30 protein-coding genes and 1 riboswitch are annotated in these 26,936 nt (G+C 41.1%); of the genes, 14 read left to right on the top strand and 16 right to left on the bottom strand.

Annotated features, from left to right (window positions below):
- The 4 genes from AT864_RS18640 to AT864_RS18635 all read left to right on the top strand — a co-directional run.
- Positions 1–82, top strand: an 82-nt coding sequence (locus AT864_RS18640) for an IS3 family transposase (RefSeq protein ID WP_156450494.1), incomplete at its 5' end; no start/stop codon positions are given.
- 178 nt (positions 83–260) lie between these two features.
- A complete protein-coding gene (locus AT864_RS04135; RefSeq protein ID WP_066146800.1) occupies positions 261–1,328 on the top strand; it encodes an aromatic acid exporter family protein in 1,068 nt (355 codons plus the stop codon).
- A 552-nt stretch (positions 1,329–1,880) separates the two neighbouring features.
- Positions 1,881–2,234 carry a hypothetical protein gene (locus tag AT864_RS04130; RefSeq protein ID WP_066146797.1) on the top strand — a complete coding sequence of 118 codons (354 nt, stop codon included), beginning with the start codon at positions 1,881–1,883 and terminating at the stop codon, positions 2,232–2,234.
- A gap of 81 nt (positions 2,235–2,315) precedes the next feature.
- Positions 2,316–2,864, top strand: a complete 549-nt coding sequence (locus AT864_RS18635) for a VanZ family protein (protein WP_082741637.1) — start codon at positions 2,316–2,318, stop codon at positions 2,862–2,864.
- A 500-nt stretch (positions 2,865–3,364) separates the two neighbouring features.
- On the opposite strand, the gene nikC is transcribed toward AT864_RS18635, so the two are convergent.
- The 9 genes from nikC to fabL all read right to left on the bottom strand — a co-directional run bounded on the left by nikC (position 3,365) and on the right by fabL (position 12,072).
- Positions 3,365–4,264, bottom strand: coding sequence for a nickel transporter permease (gene nikC / locus AT864_RS04120; RefSeq protein ID WP_044741733.1), 900 nt, complete (start codon positions 4,262–4,264; stop codon positions 3,365–3,367).
- Positions 4,265–4,286: 22 nt separating this feature from the next.
- Positions 4,287–5,261: an ABC transporter permease gene (locus tag AT864_RS04115; protein ID WP_221212082.1), complete on the bottom strand. Its 975-nt coding sequence runs from the start codon at positions 5,259–5,261 to the stop codon at positions 4,287–4,289.
- 94 nt (positions 5,262–5,355) lie between these two features.
- Positions 5,356–6,960, bottom strand: a complete 1,605-nt coding sequence (locus AT864_RS04110) for an ABC transporter substrate-binding protein (RefSeq protein ID WP_066146790.1) — start codon at positions 6,958–6,960, stop codon at positions 5,356–5,358.
- A 56-nt stretch (positions 6,961–7,016) separates the two neighbouring features.
- Positions 7,017–7,985: an ABC transporter ATP-binding protein gene (locus AT864_RS04105; protein ID WP_066146788.1), complete on the bottom strand. Its 969-nt coding sequence runs from the start codon at positions 7,983–7,985 to the stop codon at positions 7,017–7,019.
- Positions 7,951–8,976, bottom strand: a complete 1,026-nt coding sequence (locus AT864_RS04100) for an ABC transporter ATP-binding protein (protein WP_066146785.1) — start codon at positions 8,974–8,976, stop codon at positions 7,951–7,953. The genes AT864_RS04105 and AT864_RS04100 overlap by 35 nt, the downstream gene beginning before the upstream one ends.
- Positions 8,977–9,558: 582 nt before the next feature.
- Positions 9,559–10,095 (bottom strand): DUF402 domain-containing protein, encoded by a 537-nt coding sequence (locus AT864_RS04095; RefSeq protein WP_044741738.1) that lies wholly within the window; start codon positions 10,093–10,095, stop codon positions 9,559–9,561.
- Between the two features lie 218 nt (positions 10,096–10,313).
- The gene (locus AT864_RS04090; protein ID WP_066146783.1) at positions 10,314–10,577 is read right to left on the bottom strand and encodes a YgaB family protein; all 264 of its coding nucleotides are present in this window, start codon (positions 10,575–10,577) and stop codon (positions 10,314–10,316) included.
- A 309-nt stretch (positions 10,578–10,886) separates the two neighbouring features.
- A complete protein-coding gene (locus AT864_RS04085; protein ID WP_044741775.1) occupies positions 10,887–11,069 on the bottom strand; it encodes a gamma-type small acid-soluble spore protein in 183 nt (60 codons plus the stop codon).
- A gap of 253 nt (positions 11,070–11,322) precedes the next feature.
- Complete coding sequence (fabL, locus tag AT864_RS04080; protein ID WP_044741740.1) at positions 11,323–12,072, bottom strand: enoyl-[acyl-carrier-protein] reductase FabL; 750 nt, start codon at positions 12,070–12,072, stop codon at positions 11,323–11,325.
- 73 nt (positions 12,073–12,145) lie between these two features.
- On the opposite strand from fabL, the gene AT864_RS04075 reads away from it, so the two are divergent.
- Positions 12,146–12,367 carry a hypothetical protein gene (locus tag AT864_RS04075; RefSeq protein ID WP_044741741.1) on the top strand — a complete coding sequence of 74 codons (222 nt, stop codon included), beginning with the start codon at positions 12,146–12,148 and terminating at the stop codon, positions 12,365–12,367.
- Positions 12,368–12,500: 133 nt separating this feature from the next.
- On the opposite strand, the gene mutY is transcribed toward AT864_RS04075, so the two are convergent.
- Positions 12,501–13,592, bottom strand: a complete 1,092-nt coding sequence (gene mutY / locus AT864_RS04070; protein ID WP_066146837.1) for an A/G-specific adenine glycosylase — start codon at positions 13,590–13,592, stop codon at positions 12,501–12,503.
- A gap of 150 nt (positions 13,593–13,742) precedes the next feature.
- On the opposite strand from mutY, the gene AT864_RS04065 reads away from it, so the two are divergent.
- Positions 13,743–14,723 (top strand): metal-dependent hydrolase, encoded by a 981-nt coding sequence (locus AT864_RS04065; RefSeq protein WP_066146779.1) that lies wholly within the window; start codon positions 13,743–13,745, stop codon positions 14,721–14,723.
- Positions 14,724–14,957: 234 nt separating this feature from the next.
- Here the strand turns inward: AT864_RS04065 and AT864_RS04060 are convergent, their stop codons facing one another.
- The gene (locus AT864_RS04060) at positions 14,958–15,227 is read right to left on the bottom strand and encodes a YfhJ family protein (protein WP_066146834.1); all 270 of its coding nucleotides are present in this window, start codon (positions 15,225–15,227) and stop codon (positions 14,958–14,960) included.
- A 121-nt stretch (positions 15,228–15,348) separates the two neighbouring features.
- Here AT864_RS04060 and AT864_RS04055 point away from each other — a divergent pair, with 121 nt between their 5' ends.
- Positions 15,349–15,504, top strand: a complete 156-nt coding sequence (locus AT864_RS04055; RefSeq protein WP_066146776.1) for a small, acid-soluble spore protein K — start codon at positions 15,349–15,351, stop codon at positions 15,502–15,504.
- A 144-nt stretch (positions 15,505–15,648) separates the two neighbouring features.
- Positions 15,649–15,810 (top strand): YpzG family protein, encoded by a 162-nt coding sequence (locus AT864_RS17450; RefSeq protein ID WP_080860116.1) that lies wholly within the window; start codon positions 15,649–15,651, stop codon positions 15,808–15,810.
- Between the two features lie 39 nt (positions 15,811–15,849).
- Here the strand turns inward: AT864_RS17450 and AT864_RS04050 are convergent, their stop codons facing one another.
- The gene (locus tag AT864_RS04050; RefSeq protein WP_066146773.1) at positions 15,850–16,167 is read right to left on the bottom strand and encodes a YfhH family protein; all 318 of its coding nucleotides are present in this window, start codon (positions 16,165–16,167) and stop codon (positions 15,850–15,852) included.
- Between the two features lie 166 nt (positions 16,168–16,333).
- Between AT864_RS04050 and AT864_RS04045 the strand changes: the two genes are divergently transcribed.
- Positions 16,334–17,017, top strand: a complete 684-nt coding sequence (locus AT864_RS04045) for an SDR family oxidoreductase (RefSeq protein ID WP_066146831.1) — start codon at positions 16,334–16,336, stop codon at positions 17,015–17,017.
- 389 nt (positions 17,018–17,406) lie between these two features.
- On the opposite strand, the gene recX is transcribed toward AT864_RS04045, so the two are convergent.
- Complete coding sequence (gene recX, locus AT864_RS04040; protein ID WP_275900537.1) at positions 17,407–18,222, bottom strand: recombination regulator RecX; 816 nt, start codon at positions 18,220–18,222, stop codon at positions 17,407–17,409.
- An 86-nt stretch (positions 18,223–18,308) separates the two neighbouring features.
- On the opposite strand from recX, the gene AT864_RS04035 reads away from it, so the two are divergent.
- The 5 genes from AT864_RS04035 to AT864_RS04020 all read left to right on the top strand — a co-directional run bounded on the left by AT864_RS04035 (position 18,309) and on the right by AT864_RS04020 (position 22,183).
- The gene (locus AT864_RS04035) at positions 18,309–19,229 is read left to right on the top strand and encodes a TIGR01777 family oxidoreductase (RefSeq protein WP_066146769.1); all 921 of its coding nucleotides are present in this window, start codon (positions 18,309–18,311) and stop codon (positions 19,227–19,229) included.
- Between the two features lie 330 nt (positions 19,230–19,559).
- On the top strand, positions 19,560–20,687 hold the full coding sequence (locus tag AT864_RS04030) for an amidohydrolase (RefSeq protein ID WP_066146767.1): 1,128 nt from the start codon (positions 19,560–19,562) through the stop codon (positions 20,685–20,687).
- 244 nt (positions 20,688–20,931) lie between these two features.
- Positions 20,932–21,492 carry a GNAT family N-acetyltransferase gene (locus AT864_RS04025; RefSeq protein ID WP_044741747.1) on the top strand — a complete coding sequence of 187 codons (561 nt, stop codon included), beginning with the start codon at positions 20,932–20,934 and terminating at the stop codon, positions 21,490–21,492.
- A gap of 109 nt (positions 21,493–21,601) precedes the next feature.
- Positions 21,602–21,730 (top strand): YfhE family protein, encoded by a 129-nt coding sequence (locus AT864_RS17445; protein WP_080860125.1) that lies wholly within the window; start codon positions 21,602–21,604, stop codon positions 21,728–21,730.
- A gap of 264 nt (positions 21,731–21,994) precedes the next feature.
- Positions 21,995–22,183: a YfhD family protein gene (locus tag AT864_RS04020; RefSeq protein ID WP_066146764.1), complete on the top strand. Its 189-nt coding sequence runs from the start codon at positions 21,995–21,997 to the stop codon at positions 22,181–22,183.
- 194 nt (positions 22,184–22,377) lie between these two features.
- On the opposite strand, the gene AT864_RS04015 is transcribed toward AT864_RS04020, so the two are convergent.
- The 3 genes from AT864_RS04015 to AT864_RS04005 form a co-directional block, all read right to left on the bottom strand.
- Positions 22,378–22,602 (bottom strand): hypothetical protein, encoded by a 225-nt coding sequence (locus AT864_RS04015; protein WP_139788056.1) that lies wholly within the window; start codon positions 22,600–22,602, stop codon positions 22,378–22,380.
- Between the two features lie 404 nt (positions 22,603–23,006).
- The gene (locus tag AT864_RS18585; protein ID WP_066146761.1) at positions 23,007–24,668 is read right to left on the bottom strand and encodes a LuxR C-terminal-related transcriptional regulator; all 1,662 of its coding nucleotides are present in this window, start codon (positions 24,666–24,668) and stop codon (positions 23,007–23,009) included.
- A 546-nt stretch (positions 24,669–25,214) separates the two neighbouring features.
- Complete coding sequence (locus tag AT864_RS04005; protein ID WP_159719342.1) at positions 25,215–25,937, bottom strand: EAL domain-containing protein; 723 nt, start codon at positions 25,935–25,937, stop codon at positions 25,215–25,217.
- Between the two features lie 684 nt (positions 25,938–26,621).
- Positions 26,622–26,713, bottom strand: a riboswitch (cyclic di-GMP riboswitch).
- Positions 26,714–26,936 lie beyond the last annotated feature (223 nt).

Here is a 26,936-nt window from a genome sequence, read left to right as displayed (position 1 = left end):
CATTTGCTTTTATAATCATGATAGATATCAAAAACGATTAAATGGCCTTAGCCCTATGGAATATAGAGCTAAAGCCGCTTAGATCATTTTTATTATTTCCACTGTCTACTTGACAGGGGGCAGTTCATACATAATACCGCTGCTGTTCTTTTTCAGAATGAGGGGGATTTTCCTACTTGATATCCTTCGATAAACCCTGTATATTACTAAATTGTTCACAACTATAATTCCAAATAAAAAGGAAGGATACGAAAACGAATATGAAACTCGGAGCCCGCATTTTCAAAACGGGAATTGCTGTTACATTGGCGCTTGTTTTAGCCAGCATGTTGAAGCTTCCTGCCCCATCCTTTGCAGGTATATCGGCTGTGTTTGCGATGCAGCCAACGATTTATCGCTCTTACTTATCTTTGATCGAGCAATTGCAAGCGAACGTGATCGGAGCTGTGTTTGCGATTGTTTTCGTCCTGTTATTTGGGCACAATCCTTTTATCATTGGATTGACAGCCATTTTAGTCATTGCGCTTTGCTTACGGCTTCGGCTTGAGTCCACCATTTCCGTTGCATTAGTGACCGTAATTGCCGTCATGGAATATACAGAAACAAACTTTATTCAATTTGCTCTGATTCGTTTTTCAACCATTATGCTTGGCATACTCGCCGCCTTCATTGTGAACTGCATATTTTTGCCGCCAAAATATGAAAAAAAGCTGTATGACAGCATTGTTGAAAACACCGAGACGATTTTAAAATGGATTCGGATTAACACACGGCGCGCTTCTGAGCATCACGTTCTCAAAGAAGACATCGAAAAACTAAAAGAAAATATGATGAAGCTCAACCAGCTTTACTTAATGTATAAAGAAGAACGAATCTACTTCGCGAAAAAACGCTATCAAAAATCGCGGAAGCTCGTACTATACCGTCAAATGATTACAGTTACCAATCGAGCGCTAGATGCTTTAAGAACGCTTCATCGCTTTGAGAATGAGCTTTCCCAAATGCCACCTGAGTTTCAACAAACATTGCGCTCACAGTTGGATTGCTTGCTTCATTATCACGAGCAAATTTTGCTGAAGCTGGTCGGCAAAGTGAAGTTTCAAGCAGAATCTAAAATAGCGGATGAGGCATACGATGAAAAAAAGCGACTTGTGGAGGCTTTTTATCAATACAGTAAGCATGGAAATGAATATCATCTATTGTCGCTCGTTGGAACGATTATTACTTATGGAGAACAGTTGGAGCATCTTGATAAACTTGTGGAGAGCTTTCAACAATATCACAAAGATGACGAAGAACCTCTGCAGCTTTCCGGACAACAAGGATGATATCGCAAAGATGCCTGCCGCCATTTTTATCACAGAATCCATCATTTTAGAGAGGCAGCACCCTCATCAGAGAACCGCGCGCCTCTTTTTGTTTTCACGAAAAAAATCAGCGAGCGAATATAGCAAGCTTGATGTGTCAATTAGTCTGCCCTCCTTCAAACAACGTGAGAAAAGAATCTTGTTCAATGCTTGAAGGATGATGCGAAAGATGTGAATGCGAATCGATTCGTTGAACATAATATGTTAGATTGAACATGTAGGCCTTTCTTCGAGAAAAGAAAATTCAATGTTCTCCCTCTCTCCTTCTTTTTGTCCATGATGATTTCCATTTGGTCACCTTTCCCATACAGGAACATTCTCTTCTTGGTATCTTCTATGTTCCTCCACGCATAACTTTTCTAAAATCTCAAAAACAATTTGCAGTAAAGGGATTAAAATCATCCAATAAATCTATTTTTTGTATATGTATGAAGTTGATTTTTTGGAAGTATATGCTATTATAAATTATGGAAAGTGTTATAATTAAAGGAATGTATAAATAAGCTTACAAAGATGTTATCAGTCATCCCCCTATCATTTACAGCAGCATATCGTGATTCTTATTCATTTGACATTGCAACAAAGGTGACCGGTACAAAGGTTCATAAGCTAGCTAACAAAACAACTACTAGTTATACAGGAGGAGATACATACTGGTATAGTGGATCTGTCTCTTTCCAAAAATCTGACTATAAAGTAGAGCTATATAAATCCTGGCTCACTAATTATCGTTTTACCAAATCAGCAAACGGTTATTACGCTACTAAAAGTTGGGGAGTTGTTGCTGCCGGGGATTATACTGTCAATGTCACGAAAACTGGTGGCGAAAGCGACAAGGTAATCGGCAGTGGAAGCATCGACCAATAACGATATAAGAACAAGTCTAAATTCGATGACTTGTTCTTCTAATCTTTAATGAATTAAGGATGATTTACTTTGAGACTACTGATGGATATACTGCTATTTTCAGGGCCCATATTACTTTTTTACTTGTTCATTAGGCTTTTATTCATTCGAAAATCTAAATTAAGGATGATGAAAGAAGTTTCAAGGATTACTTTTCTTGCTTATATCTCTGCTTTAATTTTTATTGTTTGGATTGACCAGAGTACCCCGGTAAACTATCTCTTATATAATTTCGTCCCTTTCAAAACCATATTTACTTACATTGAAGATTTCATTTCCGGGACTAATCCATTCATTGCCTTTAAGAATATATTGGGAAATGTCCTCCTAACATTCCCCATTGGATTTTATTGTGTTATTTTTACACGCGGTCTTTCTAAAGCCAAATTAATTGGTCTATCAATAGTAGTCCCCCTCATAATCGAATGTGGACAATACCTTTTGTTTTTGACGAAATTAGGGGGGCTTAGATCCGTTGATATTGATGATTTAATTCTAAATTCCATTGGCATTATAACGGGCTACTATTTTACGATGTACTTATTACAAAAAAGCCATAAAAAGCAGCAACAAGTAAATAACTATAACTGAAAGATTCGTTAAAAAAGGAAAATAAAGCTTTAGCAAAACACAGGTTAAAATCTCTCATATAGCTGTAACCCAATTCCCTACTTGCAATAGAACCATAGTGTCAGCGAGAGGAGCTATGGCTCATGATTACGAGAGGGGAATTTTTATGATTAAAAGGGAAAGGCTATTTCCGATATCGCAAATGAAATGAGGATAGATCAGAAAACATTCCGAAAATTGATCCATTCTCTTTCCCATACAATGTTTGTCATACTTTAACTGAACCAATCTTTTTTTCAGCAGCGTCTTCTAACATAACGTGATCCATTCTACTGAATGTATCGACATGTCCCCCCTCCAATAAACAGGTGTGACGGTCGAGCGATGGAATAACATCGATTAAAGAACGATGAATAGATTGGAAAGCGCCTGTGTTTCAGCCTTCGTCATGGCAAAATTTTCAGCGATAATATATGAAAAAACGGCTATCCTTCGTTTAGGATAACCGTTTCGGTGATTCGTTAGCTTTTCATGCGCGGATCAAGCGCATCGCGCAATCCGTCTCCCATTAAATTAAATCCCAGCACCGTCAACATAATGGCAAGCCCAGGAAATACCATCGTCCAAGGTGCCTGTGTTAGAAAATCTTTTGAACTTGCTAGCATCGTTCCCCATTCCGGATTTGGCGGCTGCGCCCCTAAGCCGAGAAAACCAAGAGCAGCCGCTTCAATGATGGCAGTAGCGATCGCTAACGTTCCTTGCACGATAATCGGCGCCATACTGTTCGGCAAAATATGATGGAATAAAATACGAGCATCACTCATTCCTATCGCTCTTGCTGCCACGATATATTCCTCTTGCTTAATACTTAATACACGTGAACGAATCAATCGTCCAAAATTCGGAATATTAATGACCGCGATCGCAATCAATGCATTTTGCAGTGATGGCCCCAAAACAGCGACAATTCCGATGGCTAATAAAATACTTGGGAATGCCAGCATAATATCAAAGATACGAGAAATAATGGCATCTATCCATTTTCCGTAATAACCTGCTACAATACCGAGTAAAGATCCGACAACAACCGAACCGAGCACAGAAAAAAATCCAACCCAAAGCGAGATTCTCGCTCCATAAATGACGCGCGATAAAATGTCGCGGCCAAAGTCATCGGTTCCAAAAAGATGCTCTTTCGATGGCGCCTGCAAACGTTCGGAAAGGTTTTGCTCACTAATTTCATACGGAGCCAAAAGCGGAGCGAACACGGCTAATAAAATAAAAAACAGGACAATGGCCGCACCAACAAGCGCTATTTTATTTTTTTTAAAACTGCGCCAGCCTTCCTTCCAAAGTGAAACCGATTCTTCTTTGTCCGGTTTAACAGGGATTGGCGCTTGATTTCGGGCTAATTCGGCCATTTTGTTTCACCCCTTTGCAAAATTAATTGTACTTAATGCGCGGATCAACAGCAGCATAAAGAAGGTCGACAACTAGATTAATAAAAATAAAGATCGTTGCTACGACTAAAATTCCTGATTGTATCACGGGATAATCACGATAGCCGATTGCTTCATAAATATAGCGCCCAATTCCCGGCCAACTGAAAATCGTTTCCGTTAAAATCGCTCCTCCAAGCAACAGCCCTGTCTGCAAACCAATAACCGTCAATACAGGAATAATCGCATTTTTTAGTGAATGTTTATAAACGACCCAAAACATGCTTAACCCCTTCGCTCTCGCTGTACGAATATAGTCGGATTTCATCACTTCAAGCATGCTGGAACGGGTTATTCTTGCGATAATTGCCATAGGAATCGTAGCCAAAGCTATACTTGGCAGGATTAAATGCTGCAATACTTGCATAAACTGCTCTGTATTTCCTTGCAGCAATGTATCGATTAAATATAGATGAGTAATAGGTTCTATCGGATTTCGCACTTCCTCACGCCCAGATGTCGGAAGCCAATCCAAATGAATCGCAAATACCCACTGCTCCATGAGCCCCAACCAAAAAATCGGCATTGATACGCCTACTAGCGCTAATATCATCGCTGTATAATCAAACCAGGAATTTTGAAACCAAGCGCTTATAATTCCTGCATTCACGCCAATCACGATGGCAATCAACATCGCCGCGATAGACAGCTCAAGCGTCGCTGCTAAATATGGCCAAATTTCTTGCGATACCGATGTTCCGGTTCGAATGGATTCTCCTAAATCTCCTTTTAGCAGTCCCCCTAAATATTTGACATACTGAACATACCACGGCTGATCAAGCCCCAGCTTATGCGTCAATGCTTCGACCGCTTCTTTCGTCGCTTTTTGTCCTAAGATGACCTGTGCCGGATTTCCGGGAATCGCCCGAATCATAAAAAAGACAACGAGCGACATTCCTAACAAAACAGGAATCACCATCAAAATTCTCCGCAGCGTATAAGCAAACACGCTCTCACTCCTTCCTTGCGAAATTCAAAGGGAGAGGTATCCCCCCTCCCTCTCAACCTAGAATTTATTGAATCTCTACTTTTGTAAATTTATCGGTGCCTGTTGGATGTGGATTAAAGTTTTTAATCGTCGTTTTTCCTGCTAGCAGCGGTGTTGAGTGAACAAGCGGGATCCATGGTGCATCTTCTTTGATAATTTCTTGCGCTTTTTTGTAAAGCTCATTCCGTTTATTTTCATCGCTGACTGTTTGCGCTTCAACTAAAATTTTGTGAAGCTCCTCATTGGAGTAGTACGTATAGTTGTTGCTGCCGATGCTGTCCTTATCTAGTAACGCGTATAGGAAGTTATCAGCATCACCATTATCCCCGGTCCAGCCAAGCAAGAATGAGTCTGCCTCTCCTTTCGCTGCTTTGTCTAGATAAGTCGCCCATTCATATGTGACAATTTTTGCCTTGACGCCAATTTTCGCAAAGTTGGCTTGCAACGCTTCAGCAATTTTTTTCGCATCTGGCATATATTGACGCGGAACAGGCATTGCCCATAATTCCATTTCAAATCCGTTTGGATAGCCGGCCTGTGCCAAAAGCTGCTTCGCTTTCTTTAAATCAAACGGATAGTCCTGAATCGCATCATTATAGCCAGGAATGCTCGGAGGCATCGGGTTTTTCGCAGGTTCTGCCTGCCCAGCATAAAACGCATCAATTAGCGCTTGTTTATCTACCGCATAGTTTAGGGCTTGACGAACAAGTTTGTTCTTCAAAGGCCCCCTCGTCGCGGTTAAACCAACGTAGCCCACGTTCATGGAAGGACGTTTAAACACTTGGAAATCCTTGTTTTCTTCAACCTGTTTTAGATCTAATGGATTCACATCTTCCATTAAGTCAATTTCGCCTTTTAACAGCGCATTTAAGCGAGCTGAGTTGTCAGGAATAGAGACGAAGATTAACTGATTTAATTTTGGATATCCTTTCATCCAATAATCCTTATTTTTCTCAAGCACAATCCGCTCATTTCGCTTCCATTCTTTAAAAACGAACGGACCGGTTCCCACAGGATTTTCCGCAAACTTATCGCCATATTTTTCGATAGCTGCCGGACTGGCGATCGCAAACGGCGGCATTGCAAGGTTTTTCAAAAATGGCGCTTGTGGACGTTTTAATACAAACTGAACGGTATGATCATCCAGAGCTTTTACTTCTTTAATCACATGGCTTTCGTCATTTTTATATCCGCCAAACATCGATCCATAGTATGGGAATTGGTCGGCATTTCCATTAGCCCATCGTTCGAAATTAAATACGACAGCTTCAGCGTTAAAATCAGTGCCATCATGAAATTTAACGCCTTGTCGAAGCGTAAATGTGTACGTTAACCCGTCTGGAGAGATATCCCATTTTTCAGCTAGTCCAGGCTGGACAGATGTGTCACCTTCATTATAGTCCAGCAGTGTATCAAAGATATTTTTCGTTACCTTCAATGATTCGCCATCTGTCACTGTTGCAGGGTCAAGTGCAACCGAGTCTCCCCCGCGCCCATATACTAGCGTGCTTTGTGACGATGTTCCTCCCTTCCCACCGCTGCTTGTCTTTTCTGATTTTCCACAGCCGACAAGCGCTACAGACAGTGCCAGCATAACAGCAAGCAATGTCATCAATGACTTTTTCTTCATAACATATTCCCCCTTTTTCCAGTAGCCTTATGTTTATGACTTCGTTGCTTTTCATCTCATTGATAAAGATGGCAAGCAACGTAATGTCCCTTTTCAACCTCTTGGAGCGTTGGCCTTGTCGTTTTACAAATGTCCATACAAGCGCTGCATCTTGTATGAAAAGCGCAACCTTTTGGCGGATTAGCCGGGCTTGGCAAATCCCCTGTTAAAAGTTGCCGTTCCTGCTGATATTCAGGATCTGGAATAGGAACGGCCGATAGCAGCGCCTTTGTATACGGATGTTTAGGAGATTCGTATAGTACATCACTATCAGCTAACTCTACCATCCGGCCTAAATACATGACTCCTACACGGTCGCTGATATGGCGAACAACTCCTAAATCATGCGCGATAAAAATATAGGTGAGCCCAAATTCCTTTTGCAAATCCTCCAATAAATTTAATACTTGCGCTTGAATCGATACGTCTAACGCGGAAACAGGCTCATCGGCAATAATCAGCTTCGGCCGGGTCATCAAGGCACGGGCAATGCCAATTCTTTGGCGCTGTCCCCCGCTAAATTGGTGTGGATACCGCTTGGCATGATAACTTCCCAGGCCTACAACCTCCAGCATTTCGTAAACTTTCTTCTTCCGCTCCTGCTTCGAGCCGATTCCATGTACAACTAGCGGCTCTTCAAGAATCTTTTCTACCGTATGGCGCGGGTTAAGAGAAGCAAAGGGGTCTTGAAATACCATCTGCATGTCGCGGCGCACTTTTCGTAATTCTTGCTTCGATAAATTTGTAATCTCTTGATTCTCAAACACAATTGAACCTTCTGTCGGTTCAATTAAACGCAGAAGCATTCGCCCCGTTGTTGATTTCCCACAGCCGCTTTCTCCAACAATGCCTAACGTTTCTCCTTTATACACAGTAAAAGTCAGATCGTCGACAGCTTTTACCTCGCCAATTTTTTTGCTGAAAACACCGCCCGTAATCGGGAAGTATTTTTTAAGATCTTTCACCTGCAACAACGGCTCGGTCACCCTTCGTTTCCTCCTCTCTTTGATGCAAAAAACAACGAACGCGATGCCCTGTTTGATCAATGGAGTATAGCTGCGGTGTTTCTTGAAAACATCGAGCAAACGCATGCTCACACCGTGCTGCAAACCGGCATCCTTGTTTGATCGTTCCCGGTTTTGGAACATTGCCCGGAATCGAATAAAGACGTTCCTTTTTTTCACGAATATCAGGAACAGACTGAATTAAACCGATTGTATAAGGGTGTTTTGGTTGCTTAAAAATCTTATGTACGTCGCCTTCCTCGACAATTTTTCCTGAATACATGACAATCACTCGCTGGCACACTTCTGCCACGACCCCTAAATCGTGAGTGATCATCATAATAGCGGTCTGGAAGTTTTGGTTTAAATCCTTCATGAGCTTTAAAATTTGCGCTTGAATGGTCACATCTAACGCAGTCGTCGGTTCATCGGCGATCAAAACAGCCGGACGACAAGCCATTGCCATCGCGATCATGACCCTTTGCCTCATTCCTCCCGATAATTGGTGAGGATATTCGTCGATGATGTCTTCCGCTCGCGGAAGACCGACTAGCTTTAACATTTCAGTCGACCGCAGACGCGCTTCTTTTTTTGTGAGGTCTGTATGTGTACGAATGGCTTCGATTAGTTGATTGCCGATCGTAAACAACGGATTAAGAGAAGTCATTGGCTCTTGAAAGATCATCGCAATTTCATTTCCCCGAATCGCTTTCATTCTTTTTTCCGACGCATTGACAAGATTTTCGCCTTTCAACCAAATTTCGCCACCAACGACTCGTCCGATTCCTTTTGGTAACAGCCCCATAATCGATAACGAGGTCACGCTTTTTCCACACCCTGATTCTCCAACAATCCCCAAAACTTCCCCCTCGTTTATATAAAAATCGATATCATCGACCGCCGGAATTTCTCCATCATCTGTAAAAAAGGATGTTTTCAATCCTTTTACTTCTAGCACTCGTTGTTCACTCATGACGTCACCTCCTATCTAAATAAAAAAGAATAGTAGTACAATTCTGCCATTTTCACTTAAATTATGCCATGCATAGAAGAATAATACAATAATAATATTCTAAAAAATTCAAATTATATAAATAAAACAAAAATAGCTGGATGAAAGAGGAAAACCATTCCTTTCCAACATGAAGAAAAGCATCTGCGAAATCTCCCATATGATATTAAAAATCCTCGCCGCGCAGCATGTCCGATCAATAACTGGTTTTGCACGCTCTCTTTGTATTTAATTTCCTTCGATAATGATGAATATTTTTTTACTTTATCTCTTTATCAAACAAAAGACAGCGACTTCGTCTCTTACATACAACTACAAACCTATGGACAAAGGCAAATCACCAACTTGCCCCGATTGCACTTTGGATTGACGCATCAAATTGTATCTATAACCTATGTCCATTGATTTTTCGACATCCCCAATCATTTTCTGAACGTTTGAACAGTTTTATTTTTTATTTATGCCGCTTTTCCAATCCGAATCTACACGAAAAAATAGGGTTCAGACACAAGTGTCTGAACCCTATTTTTTTGAACACTAGTATTAACTGCGATATGAAAGAAACTTCTCATACCACATGTCAATAAAATCAGGCGCAAACGGTCCTTTTCGCTGCTGGATCCAGCTAACGAGCTTTTGAACATTATTTTTTAAAATGCGATCGATCACAGCTGGATAATTCATCTCCTGTCGATGGCGCTCATACTCATCTTCATCTAAAAGATTATAGGTCATGCTTGGAAAAACTTTTATATCAAGATCATAATCAATATATTTAAGCGCCTCTTGATCCCAAACAAACGGCGAGCTTAAATTGCAATAATAATAAACGCCATCCTCGCGAATCATTCCGATAATATTAAACCAATGCTTCGCGTGAAAAAAACAAATGGCAGGCTCTCTAGTAATCCAAGTCCTTCCATCAGATTCTGTCACAACTGTTCGATCATTTGCTGCAATAATATAATTGGACGTTCCTTTTAATACCAATGTTTCTTTCCAAATTCGATGAATCGAACCATTATGCTTATAGCTTTGAATTTGGATAATTTCTCCTTCACGTGGATATTTTGTCGTCATTTTTCTTACCTACTTTCATATGGACACTTTCTATATATAATGATCCAACCCAAACCAATAAACCGTACTGAATTTCTCGCTTTTTTTGCCCTAGTCGGCAAGACTATTTACTTTCCGAACAAGTATGCCCTTCTCAAACAAGGGACGCTTGGTAGATACATTTGAATATATTATAAATAATTTCGCTCCGAATTGAAAACAAAAGAGCCACCAACTCATTATGATGGCTCGCCCGCATGACAATAATGGCGCTGGTAGGATTGAATGACTTCCTCCGTTTGTTTTTCAAATGTTTGCTGAATTTCTTTTAATTGCTGCTTCATTTGCTGAATTTCTTCTTGAACCGATTGCAGCTTCGCTTCATTTTGCAGTTCAATTAATTCTTCTTCTATGGATTGACATCTCTCAATTTCTGATTGCAAAAATAATAGCTGCTCCATCGTTTTTAGCTGCTCGCCGACTAAACGATCAAAAAGCTCCATACTCTTTCTCCCCTTTCATCATTCTATCTTAATACATTCGGGAAAAGAGCAGGAATTTCCTTTGACTATATCTGTAGAGTAGTGATAACTTTTGTCGAGCATGTAGATAAAAAAGCGCAAAACGTCCCGCCGAGGAGAGATTGCGCAGATAACTCAGCAAAACGGCTCAACATGTCGCTGCCACAGTGCGCAAACTGATGGCGCTTGAAGGTAGACAGCACCTTACGAACAGGATATAAAAAGGCACCCCTTTACCGAAAAAAGGAGTGCCTATAATGATATAGTCAAGCATGTTCACGCATTGGACGCTTAGCGTGATGATTTTTGTGATTTGCGCGCTTCAGCTTGAGCGTTTTGTTGTTTTACTTCTTGGACATCTGTTTCAGCAGCAAATTCTGTGCCAAATTGTCCTGCCGCACCAGCTTGAGCGTTTTGTTGTCTTACCTCTTGAATGTTTGTACCAGCAGCCGTTTTGTTTGGTTGTTTTGCCATCGTTATCACCTCCACGACTTTAATGTGTCCAGGAGGTGATTTTTTTATCCGCAAAAAATTACGCCGGTAGACGTAAATAAAATCAAGTTGAATTTCTTCGTCTGACAAGCGATAGATAGCAGCCAATGGAACGAAAAAACAGCCCATATCCATTCATGAACCTTCCCCCCCCCGCTCCGTTAAGAGATGGAAGACTTCTCAGCGCAGTATGTTAAAAATTCGGATAGCCTAAGAAAAAAATGGATCAACCATGCTACATTAATAAAGATCTGCCACCATCCACAATAATGGTCTGTCCTCGTATCATTTCCGCTTGATCAGATAATAAAAATAAAACAGCATTGACGATGTCCTTCGGCTCGACCATTCGTCCGGCTGGCGTTTTGGCAACAGCATCAGCCAACAATTCAGCGCGATTCGGAAAATGTTTCAATGCGTCTGTATCAATTGCCCCGCCAGAGACGGCATTGACAGAAATATTTTTCGCCGCTAGTTCTACAGCTAGATAGCGAGTCAACGACTCAACCGCTGCTTTTGAAACCCCTACCGCTGTATAGTTTTCTAAATATCGGATGGAACCGAGCGAGCTAATGCTTACAATTTTTCCGCCTCCGACCTTTTCCATACGCTTTGCTGCTTCTTGCGCGCAAAAGAGCAAGGCCTTGCTGTTAATATGCATTGTCCAATCCCAATGGGATTCTTCCAATTCCATCGCTGCCCGCAATACTCCAGATGCAGCATTATTAATGAGAACATCTACTCGACCAAAAGCTTCGTCAATTTGTGCAAACATTTCCTGTATCTTTTCAACTTTTCCTACATTCGCTTTGACTACAAGCGCATGTTGACCTAATGCTTCAATTTCTTTCGCCGTCTGTAAAGCTGCTTCCTTGCTTCGCGCATAGTTGACAACGATATCGTAGCCTTCCTGCGCTAATCGAAGGGCAATCGCTTTGCCAATTCCCCGGCTGCTTCCAGTCACTACTGCCACTTTTTTGCTCATTTCTTCCTCTCCTTTATTATGTATAAATTTACGGGCTATTTTTTACACTATTGAGAAAAAGGAGGAATAGCCCATGTATGTTGGTCGTGATATGACAGAACTTTCCATGATACCAAAATCGAAATGGAAAGATAGCGAACTCGCCTTCTTTCACCATTCATTCCAGCAAATAGCCCCGTATTTAAACGCGGAGGGACAAGCCATTCATCGCGAAATCATTGAAGAAATTGAAGCGCGCGGTGTAAAACGAACAGAAGCTACCTATACAAAAGGAACAAGGCCATCCTATGACTAAGGACGATTTTTTAGTCTGCCTTCCATCATTCACTCTCATGTTTTCACATCAGACGACTAGCAGACAAGAAGCGCAGTCATACAAAGTGCAGATCCGCCCAAGGCAGCAGTTGTTAACAGTCTGAGGCGGATTTTTATCCGCCTTCCTGTTTGAATTGCTTATATTCTTTCCAAATGCGTTGGTGTGACACAGGAAAAGCAAGCTGCTGAATCTCTTGCTCGCTCACTAGCTTTAGACGATCTGTTTCCGCTATATCGCCCATGATTGTACCACAATATACAACAATATTCCAAACCAAGTGGGAAAACACATGCTCTAAAGCGGCAAAAGGAGAACTTAGCTCCACGCAAGCCCCATATTCTTTTTTTAGAAAAGCGGTCAATTCTTTTTGCGGCTGTTCTTTTCCTACCTCACAGTTTGGAAATTCCCATAAATTCGCTAAAAGCCCTTCTTGATCCCGCTTATGAATGAGAATACACCCCCGTTTATCCATAACAACAGCAGCAGCGATAGAAACCTCCTTCACTTTCGCTTTTTTTGTTTTCACAGGCAGCTCTTCTTGTCTTCCTTCTGCAAATGCTCGGCAATGGGCCTGAACAGGACAAAGCAAACAAGCAGGTTTCCCCGGAACACAAATGAGGGCTCCGAGCTCCATCAAAGCTTGGTTAAAATAAGAAGGATTCTCATGAGAAATAATCATTCTTACGATGTTTTCGAATATTTTCCTCGTTTTTACCTTTGCGATGTCTTCCTCTACTAAAAAAATTCTCGATAATACACGCATCACGTTGCCATCTACAGCTGGCTCTGGAAGCCCGTACGCGATGCTCAGCACCGCTCCAGTCGTATACGGTCCTACACCTTTTAGCTTTGAAAATTCCTCTGCGCTGTCAGGCACTTTCCCTCCGTACCGCTCCTTTACTTCTTTTACCGCGGCATGCAAATTGCGGACGCGCGAATAATATCCGAGCCCTTCCCAAGCTTTGAGCACTTTCTCTTCATCAGCAGTTGCCAAAGATTCTAAAGTGGGAAATTGCTCCATAAACTGATGAAAATAAGGGATGACCGTATCGACTCTCGTTTGCTGCAACATCACTTCAGATACCCAAATTTTATACGGATCACTGTCCTTTCTCCACGGCAAATCGCGCTGCTCGCGCTCAAACCACTGAATTAAATCACGCTGAAACGCTTCGATCTGAAATTCTTCAATAAATGGTTGCATTTGTTGGTTCACGTTTGCTCCTCCAAGATGTTAAACTAATGATAGTATAGTGTGGATGTACAAAAAATTTCAATCGTTTGGTACATACCCAATCATCTAAAGAAAAGATGGATATACTATGAAACAGAACACTATAAGGAGGCTTCTTCGTTGGACACGGGAACACATATTGTCATGGGAGTGGCATTAGGAAGCATCGCCACTTTAGATCCTGTTATTGCACATGATCCAGCTTTAGCACAAGCTGTTTTAATCGGTACGCTAATAGGCTCTCAAGCTCCTGATTTAGATACGGTTTTAAAGCTAAAAAATAACGCTAAATATATTCGCAATCACCGCGGCATCACTCACTCCATTCCAGCTTTATTGATTTGGCCTCTACTCATTACAGGAGTTATTGCTCATTTTTATCCTATATCCAATATGTTTCATTTATGGATCTGGATTTCAATCGCTGTGTTTTTTCATGTGTTTGTCGATATTTTTAATGCCTATGGGACACAGGCTTTGCGGCCATTTACAAAAAAATGGGTTGCTCTTGGCGTGATTAATACGTTTGATCCGGCCATTTTTGGAATGCATCTTGCTGGCATCGGACTCTTGTTTCTTGGCGCTCATCCAGGCTATACGTTTTTAGCGATTTACGTGCTGTTAGTCGGCTATTATATCATTCGCTTTCGCCAGCAAGCCATGATTAAAAAAGCGGTGATGGAAACCATTCCGCATGTGGAGCAAATCATTACCGTGCCGACCTTGCGTTTTCGTGAATGGCATTTAGCGATTACGGCCAAAGACCACTTTTTCGTCGGCCGTGCCAAAAACGGCGCAATCCATATTTTAGATACATTTGAAAGATGCCCGATTCCTTCTCATCCCGCGATTGAAGCAGCCAAAAAAGATGAAAATTTAGCAGCCTTTCTCTCTTTTTCACCTGTTTATCGCTGGGAAGTCAATGAATATAGCGATCATTATGAAGTTCGCTTTACCGACCTGCGCTATCGAAACAAAGGATACTATCCATTTGTGGCTGTTGTACAGCTTGATCGCCATTTTCATGTTGTCAGCTCTTATACAGGATGGATTTTCAGTGAAGGAAAATTGCGCAAAAAGCTCGAATTAATTCCGGGCTAATAAGTGATTGAAATCCCCACAATCCCTTCACGTTGTAGACAAAGTCAAATGGGCTTTGTCTACAATCATTTTAACGTCCTCATTATCTTGTGCTGGCTGCACATCAGACCGGCTTGAAAACGCTTGGCAGGCAAGGAATGCAGCCTGACGACGCAAATCGAATCAAAACGTTTTAAGCGGACAAACAAGGTCAGCGACACAGGATGAAAGCGGTTGAAACCACCAACCACCTATTTAGTGCTTTAAATAGTCGTCTCGGTTTAGTAAATGCTTGTACTTAGGATTTGTGGCCTCGAATTCATGGAGCTTGGCACCATATTGCCTAATCCATTGTCGAACCACTCTTTCTGTTAATTCTTTTCCCTTATAGGAATAACCTGCACGCGCATAAGTAGCTTCAAAATCCTCCCATAATAGCTCTACCCACGTTCGTGCTTGTGCATATGCCAGCGCATCATTTTGGTCGAGCAACTCCTTTGTCAGCCGCTCAAAATATGCGTTCATTGTCATCGTTTTCCTCTCCTTTCCTGCCAAGATTTGAACACATAACATGTCGACAATTCGCTATACTAAAAATGTGTTGGCAAACAACACAAACAGGAATGACGAAAGGGGAAACAGAGTCATGCGCAATAAAGAACGCAACTTCCCTAACCAAAATCATAACAAATTAGAAGGCGAACCTCGTGCCAAGGCAGAATACGCTTCTAAGCGCGCAAATGGCACGATTAATACCCATCCGCAGGAACGCATGAGCGCTTCAAATCATCGGGATGAATAACGTCTTACACTTATTTAATGACGTCCATCGTTTTTCATCCGTTTTCATGTCTTGCTTATGTCAAGTTTTTTTACCCTGAATGTATCTATAGACGTCCATGACGAATTTTCCCGGCTTAGGCGTCTATACAGGAGGTGCCGGATCGTGAATCGTCATTCTCGAAAAAAATTTTACAATAATCTTTATTCCAATCCGTTTCAGCAGCCATGGGCGAACCCAAAGCATGCCCACTCCCAAGTTAATGGCGAAACGCAACAAACCGTCGATTTAATGATTTTAGAACGACAAACAAGAAAACAATCGTAAGCTTGCGTAACAGCCAGAGAGCTTTCACATCTCTGGCTGTTACGCCTTCATTAACAAAGAAATCGGCAAAGCCTCCTCTTCACCATCGCCATTCAATCGGTATCCCCATGCAAACACTCCGTTTAAATAACGAATTTTAAAAAAAGAGCCAGGATCTCCATCAATTTTATATATATCTCCGGGCTGAAAATCCTCTGGATTCAATAAATACGCCTTTGCCATAGCGATTTTCCGCTCATAAACCGCTAATTCATTCACCATTCCCATTTGTTCTGCTTTGCGCGCCTTTTCCGTCAGTGCGGCTATTTCTTGCTTCAGCTCATATTCTGTCATCTCGCTATACCGTTTTTGCATCATCTTTCATTCCTCCTCGCTTTTCATTATAGTATAATTTGGACATCTTGATCTCCTAATAAAAACCTGTTATGATTTTCAAGTTGTATACATGGATGAACGGATAGGCTATAAAGCCATTATTCAAGCTACGATGAATAAAGAACAGCAGTCAACGGAGGATAAGCATATGGAAGCAATCGTCATTACAGGGGCAGGAACAGGCCTAGGAAAGCAACTAGCTTTGAAATACGCTAAGAAAGGGCATCCCATCATTTTAATGGGGAGACGAGAGCACCCTCTTTTCGCCGTTAAACAAGAAATTGAAGCAAATGAAGGCCAAGCATTTATTTACACATTAGATATCCGAAGCTATGAAGACGTTTGCCAAGTATCAGCACAAATCATCCAGCAGCATAAAATAAGGTGTCTAATTAATAACGCTGGGATCGGGCATTTTGGTTCTCTCGCTTCCCTCACATGCGAACAAATTCATGAAATGATCGAAACGAATGTTTGCGGAACCATTTATATGACAAAAGCTTTTCTTCCCTATTTTCAAACATTGCCTAAAGCAAAAATCATCAATATTATCTCGACAGCCGGACTGCGAGGAAAAGTAAATGAATCTGTTTATGCAGCCACTAAATTTGCAGTTCGCGGATTTACTGAAAGTCTTGTTAAAGAGCTTGAGAACACTCCTATTTCTATAACAGCCGTATACATGGGAGGAATGGACACGCCTTTTTGGGAAGGAACCGATCATATTCAAGACCGTTCCCGCCTTCTTCCTCCTGAACAAATCGCTGAGTATATTATTCAAAATGAAAATGGACAGGCTGAAATGATCATTGAATCGAATAAGTTGTTATAGCCATCCATATCAGTGATCGTCACATCCCCATTTCATATGCCAGTGGAACATTGGCTTCTGATCACGTCAGCAAAATATATCGCTCCAGCTGGTTTTATTCATGAAGGGGGAAGCTGCATAAGAGCGTTGCGATAAATCAATGAATTTTCCAACGCCATCCCATGGCTTTCATCGTTTTCTAGTCGACTTAAATGCCCGCTCATATCGTTTTTTACAGATGCCATAAGAAGCTGGGACTGATGGCCGCTTCAAAAGCAGAATCTCATCTTTTTCGACGGTCGGTGTTTAATCGCCCGACCGTCGACCGCTCGCGTGGAAACAAATGTTGAGAGATCTGTTGCATCTCATGCACACCGAGCCCCACAGATAAACATAGGCTTATTTCTACTTCATTGATTTTCCTCTTCTTTTAGCTTATTTAGCATTTCATTAATTTTTTCAAGCGAAAAACCTTTTCGATATAGCGCTTGCTTCATTTTTTGGTCATATATCAAACCATTATAAGCCTGATAACGACGATGGGCCTTCCGCGCATGGTGCTCAAGCGCCTCCCATTCTTTTGCTTCGTCTGGAGCTTGTGCATGCTCATCCGTTATTTTTTGAGCCATCCATCGTGGAAATCCTTTGCGCTGCAATAGCTGTTCAATATATTGCTTCCATTCATAAGCAGAACGATGCTTGGTCTGTTTCATCGCTTTTTCATATAGCTTTTTGGCGGCTTCTAGCTGGCGATCCTCTGTCAATAACAACAAGGCCTGTTCAATGAGATCTTCTGCAATCCCCAAGCCTTCAAGCTCTCTGCGAATAACGGCCGGCCCCTTTAAAGTGGTTTTTATTTGTGTTTGGACATAAGCGTGCGCAAACTCTTCGTCATTTACATATTGATGTTTCCTTAATTCATGTAGCACGTCGCGGATAACGGCTTCCGTTTTCCCTTTTTTCTTTAAATGATTGACCACTTCTTGTTCAGAACGCATGCGATACGAAAGAAAATGAAGCGCTATTTGATATGCTTTTTTCACTTCATCTGCATATACTATTTCTTGAAATGTAAATTCATCCACTTCCATTCCTTTTTTCAGCCGAAACTCAATCAGCACATTTTGATCCACACTAAACGAGAAGCGTTCTCCATTTTCCTTAAGTGCATGAATCATCAAACGTTCCCGGTTTTCTTGCTGCACCTCAATTTTAATAATAAGCATGATCAACCCTCCATCATTTATGATATCAAAAAAGGAATCAAGCATCGATAAAGCGAACTATGTAAAAAAGAAAAGAGGTGGATGAATTGAACATTGCAATTGCTGGAGGAACCGGTTTTGTTGGGAAAGCGCTCACACATTACTTACAGCAAAAGAATCATGAATTATACATTTTGACAAGAAGAACCCCTCCCACATCTTCGTTGCCAAATGTCCATTATATACAATGGATGACATCTAAAAGCCGCCCAGAAGCCGCGCTTCCCTCACTTGATGCGATCATTAACTTGGCCGGAGAGTCCATTAACAGCGGAAGATGGACAAAAAAACGAAAAGAGCGAATCGTCCAAAGCCGATTATCTTCCACGAAAGAAATCATTCGTTTTATGCGCCTTTTGCCTTCTCTCCCCCGTGTGTTCATTAACGCTAGCGCGATCGGCATTTACGGAACTTCCTTCGCCGATACATTCACCGAAAACACGGAAACGATTGGAAACGATTTTCTTGCGCAAACCGTCAAGAAATGGGAAAAGGAAGCAAGTCAGGCCCAAATACTCGGAACTCGTACCATTTTTGCTCGTTTTGGCATCATTATCGGCAAAAACGGAGGAGCGCTTGGAAAAATAGCGCTCCCATATCGCTGCTGGATGGGCGGAACAATCGGATCGGGGAAGCAATGGGTCTCATGGATTCATATAGAGGATGTTGTTCGAGCCATCGAATATATGCTAACCCATGAACAGCTTGTCGGACCTGTCAATCTAACAGCACCGTCTCCTGTTACGATGGATGAATTAGGGAAAACAATAGCTTTCGTTCTAAAGCGCCCTCATTGGTTGCCTATTTCCGAACCAATGCTGCGGTTGCTTTTAGGAGAAAAGAGCAGCCTCGTATTAGAAGGTCAACGAGTCATTCCTAAAAAGTTACAAGAATCAGGATTTTCGTTTTCTTTTCCTTCTCTTGACACGGCACTGCTCCATCTATTCAAAAACAACGGCGAATCATAAGCAAAGACTGTCGTAGCTATTTCCTATCATCAGAATATAGCTTTGGAACATTTGGCTCTTTCATATGAGATTCTTGCCGTTTTTCAATAGTGGAATGACGAGATCCATGGATGGATCTTCAATCTTTTTACACATCCGTTTGATAAACGCAAGTCCCAAATTGCCTCTGGCCGTCAACAAGGTAACTGCTCCGCCTTTTAGTTATACGGCCATGATTCTTTATCGATGGCGATAACACTCAAGTGATCGCTCCGTCTGAAGTTTTGGAATTCTTCATCACAAACCCGTGCTTAAAGAACAGATCAAACACGGACAACAAGGGAGTTGGCGATGAAAAAACGATTATTAACCAATGCAACGATTCATCCTATCACAAGTGCGACGATGCATCAGGCAGATTTACTTATAGAAAATGGAAGAATCAAAGCAATCGGCTATCAATTATGTCCTGATGAACAAACAGAAGTGATTGATTGTGGAGGAAAGCATTTATTTCCTGGTTTCATTGATGTTCATACACATCTTGGCTTGTATGACGAAGGAACAGGCTGGGCAGGAAACGATGCCAATGAAACGATCGAAATGATGACACCTCATATTCAAGCGATCGATAGCGTCTATCCTTTTGATCCCGGCTTCCGTGATGCTATTTCTCATGGGATTACAGCCGTTCACATTATGCCGGGCAGCGCCAATGTGATCGGCGGAACGACTTCCGTTATTAAAACATATGGAACAAACGTTTCTCGCATGTTAATAAAAGAAACGGCCGGTTTAAAAATTGCGCTCGGGGAAAATCCAAAGCGCATCCACAGCAATGGCAGCGAAGCATCCATTACCCGCATGGGCATTATGGGAATGCTTCGTGAAACCTTTTATAAAGCAAAATATTGCACTCATCCTGAAGATTTGCGCACGGCCCCAATTGTTCGTGCACTCAAACGAGAAATCCCTGTACGCATTCATGCTCATAGAGCTGATGACATTATTTCCGCTATCCGCTTCGCAGAAGAGTTTCATCTCGATTTACGTATTGAGCATTGCACAGAAGGACACTTTATCGCCAAAGAATTAGGTGAGAAAAAATTAAAAGTATCGGTCGGGCCAACCTTGACACGCCGCTCAAAGATCGAACTGACAAATAAAAGCTGGATGACATATAAAATTCTTCATGATGCCGGTGTCGAAGTGTCAATAACAACCGATCATCCCTATACGCCTATTCAATATTTAAATATTTGTGCTTCCGTCGCTGTCCGTGAGGGACTGGAAGAGCAAAAAGCAATCGAAGGAATCACGATTCTTCCAGCACGCAATTTAGGAGTGGATGAGCGCATCGGCAGCCTAGAGGTTGGTAAAGACGCGGATCTTGTTCTATGGAATGCCCATCCGTTCCACTACTTGGCAAAACCTATTTTCACCATGGTAAATGGGGAAATGATATACACAAAAAATTAACAAAAAAGCTATTTCCTTTTTACACATAATCATGTATGATGAAGGAAGCCATTACATGAAAAATGGACCTACAATTAGATAATGACGCTTCAAATCAAGGGAAGGCAAATGGTGCGCCACCAGCCGAGATGCTGGTTCTAGTGGGTTCGATTCCCACCCCGAAATTTTTTGATTGAAATACATTAAAAAATTTCGAGGGTGGTTTCCCACGTGTAAGCTGCCCTCAAAACAGGAGGGAAATGCAATGTTAAAAAAACGTGAATTGCAGGATTGTCAAGCTCTTTACGAACTAATGGTGCACCCTGAGGTCTTCCCTTTTGTGCGCCAAAAAGCCCATTCCTATGAGGAATTTCTCTTTATTACTAAACAAACCATCGAAGCCGAAGAGCGCGGTGAGCTCATTTCGCGGACCATTTTAGATGAATGGGGCAATCCGATCGGCACGATTAGCTTGTTCGATGTTCAAGATGGAGCAGGATTTTTAGGAACATGGCTAGGCAAGCCTTATCACGGCCAAGGTTACAATCAACAAGCAAAGCAGGCATTCTTTAACGAATTATTTTATGAACTTTCTATTCAAACCATTTTTATGAGAATTCGCAAAGTGAATGTCCGCTCGATAAAAGCAGCCGAAAAACTCCCTTATGTCACATTAGCAAATGAAACAAGGAAAAGCTTATTTGACGAAATCAACCAAGGTAAGGATATCTATCATTTATACGAAATTTCAAAAGATAACTACACGCTTTATACGATGCGCTGTCCTCTGCTTTTAGAAGAAGAACAGCAAAGAAAAGAAGCGTAGACAAAGAGGAACTCTCACAGTTGGCTGAGCAGTTCCTTTTTTTGCATAAAATGAAGGCGGATAGGGAAAAGTAACAATGAAAAAACTGCCGTAAAGCGAGGGCAAAACGATGAATGAGAAACGAAAACGCGAAAAAACAAAAAACACCCTGTCTAGCGCTCAAGAAGTGATCTATTCACGCGAGTTCAAATTGGCTGATCGAGCCGGGGGCTATACAGCAAAAAAAGCCCGTCATTAATCCAATCCTGCTATTGACAGCTGTGTTGATGATCCTAATAACAACCATTTGACATCGTTTGATGCTTAGGAACGCCAGCGGGCAAATGAATGGGCCTTCTGGCGTTTTTGTCTGAGAAAAGAAGGCAGAAACGAGACCATCCTGTATTTTTTAGTAAAATAATGGATCATCAACATTTATGTACTACTTATACTTTTTCCGCGCTGTGTCATCCTAAACATGAATCAAGATTGATTCATCCTAGCTATGGAGGGGACAATTGTTATGGGCAGATCTCGAGGACAACGCACACGCGACAAAAACAAAGCATCTCTTCCACAAGTTCCAAAACAGCTCAAATCGGATGGTTTAGATGTTGAATATTCACGTGAACTTGCCGATCATGAAGATTTAGAAGCTGAAGCACGCGCAGCTGCTTCCGGAATTCGTCAAAGTCAAAGACGAAACAACTAGAAACTGCCTTTAAAAAACAGAAGCAATCAGGTTGTAGACAAAGTCCACATGGACTTTGTCTACAACCATTTTAACATCCCTCATTTGTTTGGGATCAGTGTGGTTCGATCGCCCGACTCTCGAAAGCGGATCACCAATCGATATCGATCATGTAACGCTCCACTAGTACCATGGGTTTCATTTCTTCTTCATGATTAATCGTCAGTCCCATTTTCGCTTTCATGTAAATCTTGTAGTTCTAAAACGGATTCAATTCTCATCCATTCCGGGCGCAGACGATATTCTTTCATTTTTTTTGTAATGACTTGTTTTATCGCCTCTTCTGGCGAATGAGCATATACAAGGCTTCTTCCTTGCAAAACGCTTCCGTCCTCTACGAACGAATTCCAACATACACGGTACGTTTTCATTTTGTTCACCTTCTGACCTTCTGGTACTTGCCAGCCTCATCTTATTTTCAAAAATTCACCATCTGCCATTTCCCCATATCCCCGCTTTACAAAAAAGCCTCCTGTCAGCTATATGCAAGTTATCCCGTGAATCTTGCTATGAAAAAAGGAGCTTGTACATGCTTTGATTTTCTTCATCACTACCTATTACATGATTCCTTTTTCCTTTAGAATAGACAGAAGCTGCCAAGCTGCTCCTCTATTTTTCATCCATGAAGAAAAATCGACATTTTTTTGCAATCTATGATCGGACAAATGTCACCTTGGTCTGTTCATTCTAATCACAAAACCGATGCACTTCTTTGCATCGCTACATCATTTCATCAATACATTTACTAAATCCTTTTATAGATACTATATGGTGGCTCTCCATCTTAAAGAATGTTTTTTTCAAAATTTAGCTGATAAACCTTTGCAATGAGTTGGGAGCGATCTTTTACTTCTAATTTTCTAAAAATATTCGTGATGTGATTTTTAACCGTATGTATACTAATATATAGTTGTTCCGCAATATCACGATTGCTTAGCCCTTCTACAACATATTTGAGTACATCCAGCTCTCTTGGCGTTAGCACTTGGGAAAACATCGCTTGATCAAAACTTAACGACTTGTCTTCAGAAGATGGGAACAGCTTTTGTAAATGAATGGCCATCATGTTTGTCAGTAAAGCAAGGCAGACTTCCCTCTCTTCTATCTGTTCGGGCTGCGTGACATATATAGCAAACACTCCTTGAACATGCTTGTTAATATAAAATGGACACTCAATGACCATCATCCGTCCCATTTCGATCGAGCGCGGTACCATACAAGCGTGCATTGGCTGATTGTGCAAATAATGCTTCCTTACATATTCAAGGTAATAAGATAAATCGCTTTTTTTGTGTGAAGTTTGAGAATCAGCAATGATTTTTTGCTCATTATACTGCTGAAGGACAATGACACTTTGCTCGCCATCCATTAAGTCAAGCGCGGCATTCACAGCTAGCTGCAGTATTTCATCGCCATGTTCTTTTTCGCTCATCGATGCGCTTAGTTCATTTAGCTTTTTTAAGCCAAGAAAGTGTTGTTTCGTGCATACCAGCTGTTCGTAGGATAAGCATGCTTCCATTAATTTCACAAGCAAATAACCTTTTTCTTTAATTTCTTTAGAAAATCGTATTTTTTCTTTACTTCCGACAAAAATGGCTCCCAATACGATTCCATTTTGCTTAATTGGATAAACAAACAGCGTTTTTAATTCGTTGCGGTCGGCCCAATCGCCAAGTTTAAGCTTCGCTGATATGTTTTCTAAATATAACGGCTCCCCTTCTTGAATCAGGCGGTGGATGATCGGATGATGTATCGTATAAACAGGTTGCAGCCAGCTTTGTTTTTCCTCTTGACTTACGAATTTCTGGATCACAAAACGCTGACGGTTCATACGCTTTGCATAAGCTGTGATATGAATAGATGGGTGGAGCTGTTGAAGCATGCGTAAATATGTTTGGATCGGTATCGATGGAAAAGAATTCGATTTCACAGCACGTTGCAGCAATCTAACCGGCTTGCGATATTCCTGTTTCAGCAGCTCATTTTCGAGTAACTTAGCGCAAACAGAGGCCATTTTTCCCATCATATAGAGCTTGGAACGAATGCTGGACAGTGAATGCGCAGGCGTGTTCGCCGAAAATTTTTTCTGTTTTGTCCCCTCTTCCGCCTCATTAATTTGTGCCTTTCTATTTTGTATAACAAATGGCCCAGCCCAAATTAATGCTTGCGACTGTCCTCCTACAACAACAGGCGCAACCAATCCCTTTATTCCTTGAAATGTTAGATCAATCATGGCCGGAGCGGTCAGCTGCAAATAAGATTTCCATCGTTGCCGCATCACTTGTTTTATTTCTTCCCTCTCAGAAGTAAGCAGGCATTGAGAAAATGGATCGATATTTGAAATAGAGGTTAATGATGTTTGCTGAGAATCGATAATCACCATCGGCAGTCCAACGAGAGAAGCATAGGCTTCTTGAACGCTTTGCAACAATTCATTTACATTCAACCTTACTTTCCTCCCTGTTTTTTTGTTCATACTCCATCGACTTCATAGGACCATAAAAACCCATTCATAAGCTATCTTACCTACACACCTCTCTCTTTGCATGAGAACATTTAACCAATACGCCTACATTTTCATTAAAAAATGGCACACGCGTCAAAACGCTCGTACCTTAAGAAGTAAAAGGATGGATTTTCAATTTTGATTTTCCAAGACTCGTATAGCTTCTTTTACCTATAAAACGATCCACAACAAACAATGGGAACATGGATTACGCCATGTTTTTTCTAATTGGACAAACGAGATGATGAATAGTGATGTAACCTAGCGTGTTAAAAGTTGTATGGATGTGAAGTTTGCGTCATTCTCCCCTTCTACCAAATGTGATGAGGGCAAGTTAAAAAAGTGTCTCTGATGGTAGAAAATTTTTGGATCCATTGTCCCGTCTTCAAGATGTATTTTCATTTACATGAACAATCCGTTGCTACATTTGTTACTAAAGCTACATTGTCATGATAAGCCGAAAAGCGCAGACATCTCTCCACACTTTCAAAGCTCTTGCGGCTTAGCTAAATAATACCCTTGACCAAAATAGATGCCTAATGATTGGGCGCATTGCATGTCTTCTTTTGTTTCAATTCCTTCCAATATCATTTTTGTTCCCTCATTAAAAAATTGCATCGTGGATAAGATGGCTCTTTGCTTTTTATGGCTTTTTGCTAAATCCTTTGCAAAATAACGGTCGAGCTTGATTACCTGCGGTTCAATCTCGATCAACGCTTGAAGCGAATATTCTCCTTTTCCTAAATCATCTAACGCCACGACAAATCCTTTTTTCTTTAGTAAATACACATTTTGCAGCATTTCATCTAAGTTTTGAATTCGTTCCGATTCGTTAATTTCCAAAATAATTTGCTGATGAGCAAGTGAAGCTGCCTGCACTAGCTGTTCCAATGTTTCAAGAAACATTGGTGCTGCAACTGTCGAAGGATACACATTCAGCGACAAAAACAAGTCATGTGTATTGGCAGCCTTGATATAAGCTGCAAAACACTTGATAGAATTAGTAATGGAAGCCATATCAAGTTCGTATAAATAACCGTTCTCATGTGCATCATGAAAGAGTAAATCCGGGCTTTTCACAAATGGACAACGCAACAAGCTCTCATATCCAACGATGCTTTGACCAGGCAGATAATAGATCGGTTGGAACGCATTCGTAAATAAATGATCATCGATAATTCTTTTCACGGATTGTGTAGTTATTGCCACTAGTCTCCCCCTCCATTTTGCATTCGAACACTGCAATATACAAAAGCACATAGTATAAACATACGGATACAAATATCCTACGGTTTAGATACGAATTTCTCAGCATTCAGGCCGACATCATATAATCCTTCATAGTGAAATAGCGAATCGGTCATAGATAGGGCCAGATTAGAAAATCGGCATAAACAAGACGCTTCTATCGACTATATCAATACAACTTCAAGATGGAACGAATGGTGTCTGTCAGCATCCATAGTCAGAGGCAAGACGGTGACTTGCCTCAGTCACGTTAAAGCGTGACTGAGTGCCGATCAACAAACTTTAGTGTCAATTATCCAAAAAACAATGAATAGTACTGGCGTTCTCGCTTTTCTGCTATAGTCAGCAAGTCTAACGGCATGCCCTTTTCGAACCATGGATACTCGGTGAACTAATTCATTTGTCCACAGGCGGCGTTCATGGCTTGAGGGAAGAAGCAAAAAAGCAACATTAAGCCGTATCATGCTGTTTTTAAACAAAATAATGGATCATCAACACTAGTGTTAGAACCATTGACTTTAGACCTATTATGGAAATTAGTCTGAACGAAATAAAACTGCCCTCTATATCGAATTAAAAGAGGGCAGTTTTTACATACTATTCCAGTTAAAAACAAAAACCTTCTTTATTACTTTCATCCATAAGAAGGGCAACTGGCTGGCATGTCTATTTGAACAATAGATTTAGCCCCTTTAGCTTTGCGTCCTACCCTTTCGAGTAGTTTGCCGTTTCTATATTCAGTTTTTCAGAATAAGATGTATAAAACATACAAGCTTTAACTCTTCTATACTAACACTATTAAACAGAATATACAAATCATGATGCTAAGATTTTGTTGTATTTTGTCATATTAAGTAATATTTTGTCTAAACATGCAAACAATTCAATGATAGCATACATAATATGAAAAGTGAATCGATTTTTTTATTTTCTCCAATTCAAGACAAATCGCTCTCTCCC

Origin of the sequence: Anoxybacillus sp. P3H1B, assembly GCF_001560855.1 — a bacterium.
Lineage (GTDB): Bacteria > Bacillota > Bacilli > Bacillales > Anoxybacillaceae > Anoxybacteroides > Anoxybacteroides rupiense.
Note: the sequence above shows the minus strand (reverse complement) of the source record. Positions and strands in the feature narration are given on the sequence as shown.